Annotated in this window: 10 protein-coding genes; all 10 read right to left on the bottom strand. The window is 68.7% G+C overall.

The features are described from left to right. Positions 1 to 58: 58 nt before the first annotated feature. The 10 genes from ACMATS_RS10060 to ACMATS_RS10015 all read right to left on the bottom strand — a co-directional run bounded on the left by ACMATS_RS10060 (position 59) and on the right by ACMATS_RS10015 (position 14,003). On the bottom strand, positions 59 to 991 hold the full coding sequence (locus ACMATS_RS10060; protein ID WP_414167725.1) for an FG-GAP repeat domain-containing protein: 933 nt from the start codon (positions 989 to 991) through the stop codon (positions 59 to 61). A 121-nt stretch (positions 992 to 1,112) separates the two neighbouring features. Then, positions 1,113 to 1,964 (bottom strand): FG-GAP repeat domain-containing protein, encoded by an 852-nt coding sequence (locus ACMATS_RS10055; RefSeq protein ID WP_414167724.1) that lies wholly within the window; start codon positions 1,962 to 1,964, stop codon positions 1,113 to 1,115. A 138-nt stretch (positions 1,965 to 2,102) separates the two neighbouring features. Further along, positions 2,103 to 3,029, bottom strand: coding sequence for an FG-GAP-like repeat-containing protein (locus ACMATS_RS10050; RefSeq protein ID WP_390778298.1), 927 nt, complete (start codon positions 3,027 to 3,029; stop codon positions 2,103 to 2,105). Between the two features lie 179 nt (positions 3,030 to 3,208). Beyond that, entirely contained in the window at positions 3,209 to 4,138 is a 930-nt protein-coding gene (locus ACMATS_RS10045; RefSeq protein ID WP_414167723.1) for an FG-GAP repeat domain-containing protein, read from the bottom strand. A 639-nt stretch (positions 4,139 to 4,777) separates the two neighbouring features. After that, the gene (locus ACMATS_RS10040; protein WP_414167722.1) at positions 4,778 to 5,413 is read right to left on the bottom strand and encodes a hypothetical protein; all 636 of its coding nucleotides are present in this window, start codon (positions 5,411 to 5,413) and stop codon (positions 4,778 to 4,780) included. A gap of 10 nt (positions 5,414 to 5,423) precedes the next feature. Further along, positions 5,424 to 9,638 carry a polymorphic toxin-type HINT domain-containing protein gene (locus ACMATS_RS10035; RefSeq protein WP_414167721.1) on the bottom strand — a complete coding sequence of 1,405 codons (4,215 nt, stop codon included), beginning with the start codon at positions 9,636 to 9,638 and terminating at the stop codon, positions 5,424 to 5,426. 279 nt (positions 9,639 to 9,917) lie between these two features. Next, positions 9,918 to 11,042, bottom strand: coding sequence for a hypothetical protein (locus tag ACMATS_RS10030; protein ID WP_414167720.1), 1,125 nt, complete (start codon positions 11,040 to 11,042; stop codon positions 9,918 to 9,920). A 49-nt stretch (positions 11,043 to 11,091) separates the two neighbouring features. Further along, complete coding sequence (locus ACMATS_RS10025; RefSeq protein WP_336416894.1) at positions 11,092 to 11,772, bottom strand: RICIN domain-containing protein; 681 nt, start codon at positions 11,770 to 11,772, stop codon at positions 11,092 to 11,094. A gap of 44 nt (positions 11,773 to 11,816) precedes the next feature. Next, entirely contained in the window at positions 11,817 to 12,350 is a 534-nt protein-coding gene (locus ACMATS_RS10020) for an RICIN domain-containing protein (protein ID WP_414167719.1), read from the bottom strand. A 51-nt stretch (positions 12,351 to 12,401) separates the two neighbouring features. After that, positions 12,402 to 14,003, bottom strand: coding sequence for an AbfB domain-containing protein (locus tag ACMATS_RS10015; RefSeq protein ID WP_414167718.1), 1,602 nt, complete (start codon positions 14,001 to 14,003; stop codon positions 12,402 to 12,404). Positions 14,004 to 14,099: the final 96 nt, after the last annotated feature.

Genomic DNA, 14,099 nt, shown 5'->3' with positions numbered 1-14,099 from the left:
CCGGGAAACGGAGCGCCGCGAAGTACCGGTGAATTGCCGGGCCTTGAGAAGAGGGCGTCTAGAAGAGGCTGTTGTACTGGCCCCAACCGCCGCCGATGCGGACACGGTTCTCGAAGGGGTCGGACTGGTTGCCGTTGCCCTTGTACAGCCAGAGCACGCCGTCGTGGTCGCGGGCGAGCATGTCGCTGCGGCCGTCGGCGTTCATGTCGCCGGTGGACAGCAGCATGTCGTACGTGTTCCACCCACCACCGACGCGGACGCGGCTCTCGAACGGGTCGTTGATGTTGCCCGTGCCCTTGTAGAACCAGAGCACGCCGTTGCGGTCCTTGGCGACGAGGTCGGTCTTGCCGTCGCCGTTGAGGTCGCCGCGGCCGACGATGTCGGTGTAGATGTCCCAGCCGCGGCCGATACGGACGCGGTCACCGAGGGTGCCGTCCTGGCGGGTCTGGTAGAGCCACAGGACACCGGACTTGTCCCGGGCGATGAGGTCGGCGTGACCGCTGCCGGTGAGGTCACCGGGGGAGAGGATGCGGTCGTAGATGTTCCAGCCGCCGCCGATCCGCCCGGTCTTCGGCTCCTCGTTCTCGTTCTCGGGAACGCTGGTGAAGACCAGCGAGCCGTCGGTGGCGCGGAGGTAGAGGCCGTCCATCAGACCGTGCTGGTTGAGGTCGACCTGCACCGATGCGGTGGCGTCCCGCGAGTCGCTGTCCTTGACGATCTCCCGGTCGCCGAAGCCGCCCTGGAGGTTCGGCTCGTACGTGTAGACCTCGCCGGACGCCTTGGTGGCGAACAGCGGGAAGAAGGGCGCGGCAGCGGTCGGGTGGACCGCGTCGCGCGGAACCGCCGGGGCGGCCTTCAGGGGTGCCGGGACGGGCGGCGCCGGGGTGGCGACGGCGGTTCCGGCAGTGGCACCGACCAGTGCGGCAGCGATTGCTGCGGTGGCGAGACGCGAGAGTGCGCGTCCGCGCTTGCGGCCGGAGAGTTGGGCCACGTGGTGCTCCTATAGCAGGTAAGGCAGGTAAGAAAGACGTGACGCCCCTGAACGGGGCGTCACAAGATCTCCTGGATCCTTCCACAGGATCTTCAAAAATCAACCAGCTCTGCTTCTCGGTTCAGAAAAGGCTGGTGTACTGGTCCCAACCACCCCCGATGCGGGTGCGGTTCTCGAAGGGGTCGCTCTGGTTGCCGTTGCCCCTGTAGAGCCACAGGACGCCGTTGCGGTCGCGGGCGAGCATGTCGCTGTGGCCGTCCTGGTCGACGTCACCAGTGGCGACAAGTGCGTCGTAGGCGTCCCAGCCGCCACCGATGCGGACGCGGCTTTCGAAGGGGTCGTTGATGTTGCCGGTGCCCTTGTAGAACCAGAGGACTCCGTCGCGGTCCTTGGCGACGACGTCGGTCTTGCCGTCGCCGTTGAGGTCGCCGCGGCCGACGATGTCGGTGTAGATGTCCCACCCGCGGCCGACGCGGACGCGGTCGCCGAGCGTGCCGTCGGGACGGGCCTTGTAGAGCCACAACACGCCGGACTTGTCGCGGGCGAGGAGGTCGGACTGGCCGCTGCCGGTGAGGTTGTCGGGGGAGAAGATCCGGTCGTAGATGTCCCAGCCGCCGCCGATGGTCAGGGACTTGCCGCTGGTGTTGAAGTGCAGCGTGCCGTCCTGCCAGCGGGTGTAGAGGCCGTCGGGGAGACCGTCCTGGTTGTGATCGGCGCGGGTGGCCGCGGTCATGTACTGGAAGTCCTCGGCGATGCGCTCACGGTCGGAGAAGCCGCCGTGCCCGTCGGAGCCGTAGAGGTAGACATTGCCGGAGCGGTCGGCTGCGGTGAGCGGGAACTGAGGCGCGCCGGGGGTCGGGGCGGTGGCGGCGACAGCGGTTCCGGCGGTGGTGCCGATGAGTGCGGCGGCTATCGCCGCGGTGGCGAGGCGCGCGAGCGCGCGCCCGTGCTTGCGGCCAGGGAGTTGAGCCACGTGGTTCTCCTGTGGATCGGGGCAAGGTGCGACATTCCGTGCGGGATGCCGCGATACGCCTTGATCATTCCACGGGGCACTGACAACGGCAGGGGTCGCACCGCGTGCCGGTGCGACCCCTGCCATTGTGTGGAAGGCTTAGTACATCAGGCGGTATTGGTCCCAACCGCCGCCGATGCGGGTGCGGTTGTCGAAGGGGTCGTTCTGGTTGCCGTTGCCCCTGTAGAGCCACATGACACCGTTGCGGTCGCGGGCGAGCAGGTCACTGCGGCCGTCCTGGTCGACGTCGCCCGTGGCCAGCAGCATGTTGTACTGGTCCCAGCCGCCGCCGATGCGGACGCGGCTGGCGAAGGGGTCGTTGATGTTGCCGGTGCCCTTGTAGAACCACAGGACGCCGTCGCGGTCCTTGGCGACGATGTCGGCCTTGCCGTCGCCGTTGAGGTCGCCCAAGCCGGCGATGTCGGTGTACTGGTCCCAGCCGCGGCCGATGCGGACGCGGTCGCCCAGGGTGTTGTCCGCGTGGGTCTGGTAGAGCCACAGGACACCGGACTTGTCCCGGGCCAGAAGGTCCGGCTTGCCGGAACCGGTGAGGTCACCGGGGGACAGGAGGCGGTCGTAGATGTTCCAGCCGGGGCCGATCTCCTGCTTGGGCTCGACGCCGTCCTTGTAGAAGAGCAACTCGCCGTCGAAGCCGCGGAGGTACTGCCCGTCGGGGTGGCCGTCCTGGTCCTTGTCGACCTGAACGGCGGCGGAGACACCTTCCCAGTTGGTGCCGGACCAGTCACGGTCCTTGAAGTTGCCGCTGCCGTTGGGAACGTAGTCCCAACGCCAGCCGATGTCGTCGACCGCGCGCAGCGGGAAGGACGGGGCGCTGGCGCTGGCGGAGTAGGCCGTCGCCTGCGGCGCGGCCTGCGGAATGCTGGCCTCCGCGGCCTTCGGGGCCGGGTCGGTGGCGGGGGCGGCGGCAGCGGTACCGGCGGTGGTGCCGATCAGTGCGGCGGCTATCGCCGCGGTGACGAAGCGGGACAAGGTGCGAGCGCCCTTACGGCCGGAGATGTTGGCCACGAAGTTCCCCCCAAAGAAACGAAAGTGACGCAGTGACCCTTCTGGGGTGGCTGCGATGTGTTCTGATCATTCCATAGGATCCCCGCATTTCCACCCGTTTTTCGGACAGTTGGTCTTCACCAACGCGCAGGGCCGCACCCCCGTGTCGGGGGCGCGGCCCTGCGCGTTGGTGGTCAGGCTCAGAACATCAGGCGGTACTGGTCCCAGCCGCCGCCGATGCGGGTGCGGTTCTCGAACGGGTCGCGCTGGTTGCCGTTGCCCTTGTAGAGCCACAGGACGCCGTCGCGGTCGCGGGCGAGCAGGTCGCTCTGGCCGTCGCGGTCGACGTCGCCGGTGGCGATCAGCGTGTTGTAGGTGTTCCAGCCCTGGCCGACCTTGACGCGGTTGTCGAAGGGGTCCTTGGTGCTGCTGTTGCCCTTGTAGAACCAGAGGACGCCCTGGCGGTCCTTGGCGACAATGTCGGGCTTGCCGTCACCGTTGAGGTCGCCCAAGCCGGCGATGTCGGTGAACTGGTCCCAGCCGCCGCCGACGCGGACACGGTCGGTCAGGGTGTTGTCCGAGCGGACCTTGTAGCGCCACAGCACACCGGACTTGTCCCGCGCCAGAACGTCCGCCCCGTCGGCGCCGCCGAGGTCGCCGGGGGAGAAGATGCGGTCGTAGGTGTTCCAGCCGGGGCCGATCTCCTGCTTGGCCTTGTTGCCGGCCGGGAAGAAGAGCAGCTTGCCGTCGTAGCCGCGGAGGTAATCGCCGTCAGGACGGCCGTCCTGGTCCTTGTCGACCGGGACGGCGGCGGAAACGCCGTCCCAGTCCCAGCCGTACCACTCCCGGTCCTTGAAGTTGCCGCGGCCGTTGGGCTCGTACTCCCAGACCCAGCCGATGTCATCGACCGCGCGCAGCGGGAAGGACGGGGCGCTGGCGCTGGGCGAAAAGGCGGTTGCCCGCGGAGCCGCCTGCGGAGCACCGGATTCCGCGACCTTCGCGGCGGTCGGATCGGTGGCAGGGGCAGCGGAAGCGGTCCCGGCTGCGGTGCCGATCAGTGTCGCGGCGATCGCTGCGGTGACGGCACGCGACAGGATGCGTCCGCGCTTGCGGCCAGGAAGGTGAGTCACGTAAGACTCCATCGAATCGAAGGCGGAGGTGTGATGCCCCTTGCCGAAGCGAAGGTTCATCACGCAATCATCAGGATCTTTTCACATTCCCTTTACCTGTCAAATGGGATCTCTTGGTGCGGGGGAGCGGTCAGGGGCGGCTTGCGGGTGTTGCGGCGGTTGGCCTCGCAAACCCTCCTGCGGGGGGATGAGCGTCTTCGTCCGGTCCTTCAGGTCGATTCGCCGACGGGGGGATCCGGTATCTCGCTCAGAAGCCTGGGGTTCCGGGCAGTCCATATGGGCAGGCGACATCGGGGACCGCAGCCTGGTCGTGGACCAGGTGCAAGTCACTGAGCGCGTTGTGCCCGAACGTGTGGCTGGAGTGCTGGCCTTGCCTGCAATCGCAGCGGTCTGTGTGCGAACTTGGCGCTTCGTCTTTGACGGTAAGCCGGTGCTGCTTTCCGCTTCGTGCCTCTCCGCGGAGCTCGTGACCGGGTGGGTCGTCACTCGACGGCTAGCGTGCCCATGCTCGACATCCTTCCGGGATCGGCTACGTGAGGATGGAACTGGGCGTGGTGCCCAAGAATCGACGTTGCCCCGCCGGGTACAACCCGGCGGGGCAACGTCGATCGGCGATCAGTTGTTTACTTCACGGTCCGGCTATTCCTCCAGGAGGTACTCGATCGTCGAGAGCATGAACTCCCCGTAACCGAACGCCTGGTTAACCTCTTCGAAGCGAGGCCAGAGGCTGGCCGGGACAGGGCTGTCGTAGGCCGAGTAGGCGCGCAAGAGGAATCGGAAGGCGAGGGATGGACTTACTTCCCTCGCGCACCGCTCCACTGCCGCTACCACCGACTTGGCCGGCAAGGGCTCCAATGGGAGCTCCGACCGCGGCGTCAGACTCTCGGCCAGTGCGATGACCGCTGACTGCACGGAATCGTTCACCGATTCCATTGCGAGCGCCTCGTGCGCCGAGTCCCCGAGGAAGGGGTGCAGCTCATGGTTGATCTCCGTTAGCCATACCCGGCCCCGTGCAGGTTCGTTCTCCTCCACCGGGAAGTCCGGATAATAGCGCGCTGCAGCTCTCCACAGTGCATGGACCTCCTCGTCCGAGAGCGGCGACGCGAGCAGCATCAGCACATCGCGGCGCAGAAGTCGCAGCTCCTCCAAGCCGTCCTCGTCAACCCCTACGAGGTCGGCCCAGCCGCGCACAACCTCCCGAGGGTTGGCGCCGCTGTGCACCCAGTCCATGTGGAACCGGCCGCCCAGCGCCGTCAGCCCGAAGTCGAAGTCCACTGACCATCCCCTATTTCTCGAGCGGGTACGCAGTGAAGACATAGTATCCGCCTGGGACCTTCTTGCCTGCCGGGTCATACTTGGCCTTCACGATGATTACTTGGACACGGCTACCGGTCGCTCCCGAACTTCCGTCCTTCTTGAGGAAGGTTCCCAGCGAATCGGAGCCGAAGGACTTGACCGGAAGTTCTACCTGCTCCCCATCGCGCCACTTGGCGATCCGCTTGCCGATAAAATCCTTGTTCTCTGCAAGAACATGGTCAACTGCCTTCTGAGCCGTCTCTGCATTCACCCACTTCGAGTTGATGCCCTTCTTTTCGGCGAGCTTCCGCATCAGATCCGCGTCCGCATTCACGTGTTCTTTGAGAGTGTGGGCCATGTCGGGGAAGCGGCGTTCTGCAGCTTCCAGGTCACCGCAGTTGTGGACCAGGGCGTCCGCCGTGCCCACCCCGACGTAGTAGCTGTGGAACCCTCCCACCGTGAGGTCGTGCGTCCGCTGCTGTTTGTGGTAGGTGACGACATCGGTAACGGCAAGGCTCGCGCCCGACGGGGTGCGCAGCTTGTTGCCGACGTGCACGTCCCCCGCGTCCACCCAATCCTTCCGGTCAGTCAGCCAGAAGGGGTGGTTGGCGGTTGCCGTGATGGTGGCAAGGCCCTGAGAGGTCGCGATGGTGAGCCGGGCGAAGTCCTTGTCGGTCTCCGTGGTGAAGAAGTTCACTACCGGTCGCGAGTCGGTGACCCCGCTCTCCGGGTCGGTGGCGACGACCCGGTCTCCGATCCGGATGTCCTCGATGGGCCGACGGGTTCCGTCGGCCAGCAGGACCGGGGTCCCGGGCGGGAAGCTGTGCTTCCTGGGGCAGTCGAGCTGCTTCCAGAGCTTCGCGAGAATGTCCTCGCTCTTTTCGAGCAGCTTGTTCGCGCTGGCCTTCTCCTTGAGGAACTTGCCGACTCCGGCAAGCCGCTCGACAGCCTTGGCGATCTTCGGGAACTCCTCGATGGCCTTAAGAGCCTTGCCCCAGGGCAGATTGTTCACCAGCGCCCAGAAGCAGGCTTCGGCGTTGCCCTTCGTAACGCACTGCACGATGTCATCGATGGAGAAGTACGCCTTGAGGATCTCGCCGCCGGCTTCCATCAGGAAGTCCAAGAGCTTCTTGCTCTTGATCTGCCGAGCCTTTTCGATTTCCTCAGGGGAGAGACCGGCTGCTGCCAGATCTTCCTTATCCTCGTCGGTCAGTTCAGGAGCGTCACCATCGTCCTTGGCAGCCTCCGCTTGGGCGTCGTCGTCGCGCTTGCGCTGCTCCTTCTCGGCCTCCTGCGCGTCCTTGTCGGCCTTTTGGGCGTACTCGAGGGCGTTGTCAGCGGCCTCCTTCGCCGACTTGGCGTGGCTTTCGGCGGAGTCGGCCAGCTTGCCGGCGGCTTCCGCGTCCTCATGGGCCTTCGTCGCTGCACCCTGCGCGACGGTCGCCTCGTGCTCGGCCAGGTCGGCAGCGCTGCTGGCCGCAGCGGCGTGCTGGTCGGCCTCGGCCGCGGCACCGCGGGCCTGGGCTGCTTCGGCCTCGGCGTCGTTGGCGGCCTGGCGGGCCGCAGCCGCGTCCGCGCAGGCCTGGTTGGCGGCCTGGCGGGCGAGCCTGGCGTCCTCCTGGGCCTGGGCGTCGGCCTGGTTGGCGCGTGCCGCGGCCGCGCGGGCCTTGGCGCCGTCCACTGCTGCCTGCGCGGCGGACTTCATCGCTGCGGCAGCCGAACGAGCAGCACTCGCCGAGGACTTCGCGGCATCGGCAGCGGCCTGGAAGGCCGGGGCGACCTGGGCGTTGGCGCGCTTGGCGGCAGCGTCGGCGTCATCCGCGGCCTTGACGGCCTCGGCGGCCTTGGTCTCGGCAGCCGCGACCTGCTCGTCACCCATCTGCTCTGCGGACTTGGCCACTTCGGCGGCGAAGTCGGCGTCGACGTCCGAGCCGGAGAACGGAGCGGTCAGCGCGATCGCGGTGTTGGCCGGGTCGGCGATGCCGGCTGCGGTCGTGCGGGCAGCACCGGCCGCCTGGACGGCGATGCGGGCCTGAAGGTTGGCCATGGCGGCCTCGCGCATCGCGCCGTCGGCCTCGTCCTTGGTGCGGTTGGCCGCCTGCAGGGCGTTGTTGGCCTCGATCGCGGCCTGACCGGCGAGGCGGGCAGCCTCGTGGGCAGCGATACCCGCGCGGGCCTCCTGTGCCGTGGCCTCCGCGGCCTTGGCGTTGGCGCGCAGTGCAGCAGCATGCGTGGCCTGGGCCTCGGCCTCGGCACGGTTCGCCGCAGCGTTTGCAGCGGCGGCAGCGGCCTCGGCCTTGTTCGCCGCCTCATTGGCACGGGCAGCGTGCGCGGTGGCCTCGGCCGCCGCAGCACGAGCGCGAGCAGCCGCCCCCGCAGCCTCGGTGGCCGCGGAACGAGCCCGCACTGCCGCACCACTTGCGGTGTCGGCGGCACCCTGGGCTTCATCGGACGCAGTGGAAGCGTTGTTGGCGTCCTCGCGGGCAGACGCCGCGGCAGCCTTGGCCTCCGTCGAATGAACGGTGCCGCGGGCCGCTGCCTCCATCGACTCGGTGGCCTTTGCCCGGGCCTCCTGAGCATCCTTGTGCTGCCTGGCCTCGAACGCCTTGTTACGGGCCTCGCTGGCCTTGGACTCCTCGCCGCGGGCGTTGTCGTCCGCCTTGGCCGCCGCGCCCTCCATCTCCTCGGCATGCGCCCGTGACGAAGCCGCCGTGGCCGCAGCCTCCTGCGCCTCCGCACGCGCAGCCGACGCCGTGCGGGCCTCGGCCTCTGCCTGCGCCCGCGCCGCCGCCGCGTTGTCGCGCTCGCGCTCGGCGCGCGCCCGCGCCTCGGCGGCCAGGTCGCGCTCCTGCTCGGCGATCTTGCGCTGCTCGGCGGCGATCTGCGCCTGGCGCTCGGCTTCGAGACGCGCCTCGCGCGTCTTCTTGGCGTGCTCCCACGCCTCCGCCTCGGCCTTCTCGGCCTCGATACGCGCCTTGCGGGTCCGCTCGGCCGCATCGGCGGCGATCTGGGCCTGCTTGTCGGCGGCCTCGGCCAGCTTGGCCGCAGCCTTCGCATGCTCCTCGGCGTTCGCACGCCACTGCTTGGCCTGCTGCTCGTGCAGCTCGGCCTCGTTCTTGGCGTTCAGGCCTTTCGCGTCCGCCTCGGTGGCGTCCACCGCGTGCTGCGCCGTCTCGCTCGCCTTAGCCGCCGCGTCCGCAGCCGCCGCGATGCCCTGCGCGACCTCGGACCACTGGGTGCCGTAGGTCAGGCCCGTCTCCACGAGTACATCGGCCTGGACCTTGGCCTGGGCGGCTGCGACCTGGGCCGACTTGGCGTAATCGGCGGCGTATCCGACCTGGCGGGCGACCTCGGCCTTGACGTTGTCGTAGGAGGACAACTGCTTGCCGGCGCGGTCGGCCGACAGCATCCGGTCGGCCTCACGCGATGCCGAAGCCGCCGAAGTCATCGCGTTGGAGGCAGCCTTGAGCGCCTTCACGGCATCGCCGTGCGCGGCGATCAGCTTCGTGCGGGCCTCAGCGGCACGAGCGGCCTTCTGGGCCAGGTCGCGCAGCTTGTCCGCCGCCTCCTGGGCCTCCTTCTGCGCCTTCTCGTACGCGGCCCGGTCGTCGGCGTCCTTCTGCGCGGCGGCCTGGTAGCCCTTCTCCAGGAACTCCGCAATCTTGGCGTCGTCGTTGGTGGCCAGTGCCGCCTGCGCGGCCTTCTTCACCTCGGGTCCGCCCGACGCCGCCAGCAACTCCACGCGCTTGCGGAGTTCCGCCGCGCGGTCCTTGGCGTTCTGCTCGTCCTTCTTGTCCAGCTGCCGCGCGATGTCGGCACCGAAGGCGAGGAAGTCGGCACGGTCCTTGGCGGAGCCCTTCAGGACACGGTCGACCTCGGCGTTGAACTTCGCGCCGCCCGTGCCGCGCATCGCCTCGATCTTCTGGCGATTGTCGGCGTCGGCGCCGTCCTTCTTGTCCTTGGCGCGCTTGCGGGCCTCGGCCTCACCGTGCGCCAGGAACTCCTTGATCGCGTTCGGGTCGCTGCTCTCCAGCGCCTTCTTCGCGGCCTCCTGGACCTCCGGCTCCTCATCGAACTCCGCGAAGTCCTGAACCAGTTGCCGGTCACGTTCCGCACTGAGCTTGTCCAGATCGGACGGCGGCGCGGCAGCGGTCGTGGCCGCAGACTTCGGCAACGCAGCAGCCAGCTTGTCCAGGGCGGCCATGCCCTGGGCGAACGTGGCCGCCTGAGCCGACTTCGTGGCGGTTGCGGCAGCGGCCTCCCCCGTCAGACCCATCACCAGCGCTGCAACGACCGCCGTGGAAACGGCCTTTCTCGCTACGCGGCCGGTATCGCCGCGTAGTCTTCCGGCTCTCGGCCGGAATCCACCCATCACGGGAAGAAACCCCCTGCTGAAAAGGAAAGAGAAACAGAAAAATGCCCCTGCCCTATACGCGAGCAGGGGCAGATCAGAAGCGATGAACTGCGTGACAGGGCCTGGTCGTCAGCCCTTTACGCGGTTCTCGCCGTCCTGGGCCCTGGTGAACATGTCCTTCCAGAACGCGGCCGCATCGCCCGCGCCCGACTGTTCCCGTGCCCAGGCGTCCTGGTTGGCCGCGGCCGGATCGCCGATGTTCTTCCAGATGCCGTCCGCGGACTCCTTGGCGGCCTTGGCGGCCTTGGCGGCGTTGGCGACGTTCTGCCAGTTCTCCGCCTGCGCCCTGGCGGCGGCCTGTTCGGCCAGCCAGGCCAGCTGCGCGGCAGCGGCGTGATCGGCCACCGCCTTCCACGCCCGTTCGGCCTCCGCCCTGGCCTTCGCGGCATCCGCCGAGCCCTGCAACGCCTTCTCGGCCGCGGCGGCTTCGTCGATCAGACGGTTCAGGGTGGAGTGCCGCACGGCCTCGGCGTCGGCGATCCGGGTGCGGTACTCCTCCAGGTCGAGAGCCCCGCCGGTCACCCAGCCGTAGCCGTAGAACTCCACCACGTCCGCATCGCCGGCACCCGCCCGCAGCGCCCACTGCGCCGCTGTCCGTACCTGCTCGCCCGGGTCGTGCTCCGCAAGCGAACTCACGAACTCCCGGTCCTTGGCGGCGACTTCCAGCTTGTGCTGCGTGTCGGCCTCCCGGGCAGCCCGGTCGCGCTGCTGAGCCTCGGCATAGCCGGACTTCACGAACGCGGCCTGCTCGGCGACGCTGCCCTTCAGCGCCCGCTCGGCAGCGGCCCGCACCTGGGGGGAGAACTCCGGGGTGTGGGTGCGCACGACCCGTTCGATGTAGGCCTTGTTACGGGCCCGCGTGTCCCGCGCCCGCTGCTTCGCATAGTCGAAGCCGCCACCGGGGGCCAGCCACTCCGTGATCGCCTCGTCGCCCCGGGAGTTGCGCAGTGCATTCCACGCCGACGTGCGTACCTCGGCGGCCGGGTGGTACAGCGCGTAGTAGTGCACCCGGTTGCGTGCGTCCTCGGCCGCCGCGGAACGCAGGGAAGCGAGCTGATCGGCCGGCTGCGCGGCGGGTACGGCGGCCGTCACCGTCGGGACGTCCGCCCAAGCCGGGGCCACACCCGCGACAGCGATTCCGCCGGCCAGCATGCCGGCCGCCAGCGCCTGTGCGACCCACCACTGACGACTCACTCTGGACCTCTCAAGTACATGGAATTTCCGGCACCGTTCCTCGTGCAGGTCACTTGGCCGGCTTGACCGGCAGGATCCGCCACAGCTGGGCGTCGGTCTGGTTGCAGTTCCACTGCTGGGCCGTGGCGCGGTTCTCCGTCGAGGCGTTGGTGATGTCCAGGCAGCGGTCCTCGGTGTGCGTGGGACGCAGCTGGTAGACCTTCTTGACGGGGTCGACGAGGACGGTCTGCCAGCGCGTGTTCTTGCCGCCGAAGCACGTCCACTGCTGAACGGCGGCGCCGGCTTCGGTGCCGCTGTTCTCCACCTCGAGGCACTTGCCGCTGGAGACGGAGCGCAGTTCGTAGGTGGAGCCGGGGGCGGGCACCATGCGCCACTGCTGGGCGGGGACGGAGCCGTAGCAGTCCCACTGCTGTGCCCGCTGGCCGTTGTCGGTGCTGCCGTTGTTGATCTCCAGGCACTTGCCGCTGCGGACGACCTGCAGCTGGACGATCGTTTCCGGCATCTTCGTGCGGGTGTCGGCCTCTTCGGCGGCCGCGGCCGCCTCTTCGGCCGCCCGTGCGGCGTCTTCCGCCGTCGACTGTGTGTTGGCTTCCCTGGCTGCCCGTGCGGCGTCCTCCGCGGCCCGCCTGGCCGCATCTGCGGGGCTGTCCGCGTATGCAGTGGTCGTGACGCCGGTCAGCGCGGCGATGCTGACGCCGATGGCCAGCGCGGCTCGGACGATCCGTGCCATGGTGTGGTCCGTTTCTCTTCGAAGTCTGTCGGTGGTGGTGGTGCTCAGGCCTTGGCCGGCTGTATCCGCCAGCGCTGGGCCTCGGTTCCGTTGCAGTACCACTGCTGTGCCTTGGCGCCGTCGTCCTTGCTTCCCCCGCTGATGTCCAGGCAGCGGTTCGGCGCGTGGCTCGGGTGCAGCTCGTACAGGTCCTGGGCGACATCGACCAGGACCAGCTTCCAGCGCTGCTGGGGAGCGTCCACGCACCACCACTGCTGGGCGTTCGCACCGGCCTTGGTGTCGCGGTCCTCGATCTCGAGGCACTTGCCGCTGTGCTTGGCCCGCAGCGTGAAGGTCGCCGAACCGGTGGGGGTCAGCTCGAAGAGCTGGTTGTCGAGGCCGTCGTCACACGTCGACTGCACCGCGTTGCCGCCGTTGCGCAGGCTGCCGTTGGCGATGGTGAGGCACTTGCCGCTGTGCTGCGCCTGCAGCTGGACGTAGGACGGAGCGGCGTCGGCGGCGTGCGCGGGGATCGCGACGCCGGTCAGTGCGGCGACACTGGCACCGACGGCGAGCGCGGCTCGGGTGATCCGAGACATGGGGGTGGTTCCGTTCTTCTCAGGAATGAACTCTGCGCGGAGCGGGTGGGGTCAGCGCGCGAGCGGAGCGGAGATCTTCCAGGTGGCGTCCTGGGCGAAGGCGTCGGCGGCGTCGAAGCGGTTCTTGCCGCTCTTGTCGGCCGCGTAGAGGTCGCCCCAGAACTGCCGCAGCCAACGGCCGGGCAGGCTCGCCGACTCGAAGGAGACGCCGGAGCCGAACGCGTTCTTGCGCGCGCACCAGGTGGCGTTCTTGCGGAAGGCGTCGCTGTCGTCGTCCGGGAGCATCTTCACCCGGAGGTCCTTCTGCGCCAGGTAGTAGCCGCGCTTGCGGGCCGACTCGAAGGAGTAGCACTGGCCGGCGGAGGAGCCCTTGGCGAGGGCGGGCACGATGACCCAGGTGGCGTCCTCGCGGTCCGTCTGCTTGCCCTTGGCGTCGACGGGGGCGAGGAAGGCCTCACCTGCGTCCGCATCGGACTGGCGGATGTACCAGCCGTTCATGTTGCTCGCCTGGAGCGACTGGCGCTTCAGCCGGTACTGGGTCTCCTCCTTGAGGAAGTTGGTGACGGCTTCCGCGTCGTCACCCTTCGTCGCCTTCAGTCCCGCGGCGACGTAGGCAGGGTTGACGGCCGGGTCCGCCGCAGCCGTGCGCTGCTGGGCGAGCAGCTTGTTGGCCAGCACGATCTTCTCGCGACGCTTCTTGTCGTCGAGCTTGTAGGCCTCTTCGGCCCCGGTGTGGATGAACTTCTTCCAGTCCGCCGGGTCGGAGCTCAGCACCGCGCGCTGCGCCGCGGCGTAGAGCTCGGGGCTCGGGCCTTCGTACCGGCCTTCCTGGGACAGGGGCATGCCGCGCAGCAGCTCGCGGATGAAGTTGTCGTCGCTCAGGCTGAGCTGGGCCTCGGAGGGCGTGGTGCCGAACAGCGCCGCGGCGTTCTTGCGGGCGGCCAGCTCCTTGCGGCGCTCGGCCTCCTCGCGGTTCTTCTGCTCCAGGTCCTTGAGCTCGTTGGCCACGTCGCGCTGGTGGGCCTCGCGTGCACCGTTGGTGATGAACTCGCGCCAGGCAGCGGCGTCGCCGGCCAGGGCCTTGGCAGCTGCGTCCTTGACCTCCGGCCCGGCGGCCTCGTGCTTCATGACGGCGCGGACGAAATTGTCGTCGCTGAGCCCGAGCAGGTCGGGGCTCGCGGGTATGCCCACGGCTATCAGGGCCTGGGACTTGGCGAGCCGGGCCGCGCGGTCGGCGTCGGACCGGTCCTTCTCCCGCTGCTTGTCGACCTCGTAGGCCTCGTGGATGCCGGTGGTGATGAACCGCACCTGGTCGTCGGCCGAGCCGCTGATCATGGCGGCCTCGGCGGCCAGGCGCACCGACTCCAGGTTCTCGCCTGCGTCCTTGGCCTTCTGCCAGAGCGCGTGGACGAAGTCACGGTCGCTGAGGAGGAGCACGTCGGGGCTCGGGTCGAGGTGGACCACGGCCGCCGCGTCGACCCGCTGCTTCTCGTCCGTCGAGACACCGGCGGCCGACGCCACCGCGTCCGAGGCCGTGGCGACGACGGCGACCGGTGCGACCACGCCGGCGACCGCGGCCAGCGCGGTGGTCGTCACGATCCCGCGCTTGATGACCCTCCGCATGCGTGCGGAGGTGATGTGGCTCTTGTGCATTCTGTTCTCGGTAACCCCTCTTGCGTCCCGCATGCCCGATACATGACAGGTGCCGTGGAGGCGCAGTTTCAGGGGTATGCCCGGCAGGAGTCAAAC

Origin of the sequence: Streptoverticillium reticulum (genome assembly GCF_047456005.1) — a bacterium.
GTDB classification, from domain to species: Bacteria; Actinomycetota; Actinomycetes; order Streptomycetales; family Streptomycetaceae; genus Streptomyces; species Streptomyces reticulum.
This window is presented reverse-complemented; position numbering and strand designations above follow the sequence as displayed.

What these genes read in the sequence shown, in the direction of transcription:
- ACMATS_RS10035 (WP_414167721.1), bottom strand. Translation starts at nt 9,638, where the DNA reads ATGGCCGCCCTGGACAAGCTGGCTGCTGCGTTGCCGAAGTCTGCGGCC.
- ACMATS_RS10025 (WP_336416894.1), bottom strand. Translation starts at nt 11,772, where the DNA reads ATGGCACGGATCGTCCGAGCCGCGCTGGCCATCGGCGTCAGCATCGCC.
- ACMATS_RS10020 (WP_414167719.1), bottom strand. Translation starts at nt 12,350, where the DNA reads ATGTCTCGGATCACCCGAGCCGCGCTCGCCGTCGGTGCCAGTGTCGCC.
- ACMATS_RS10015 (WP_414167718.1), bottom strand. Translation starts at nt 14,003, where the DNA reads ATGCACAAGAGCCACATCACCTCCGCACGCATGCGGAGGGTCATCAAG.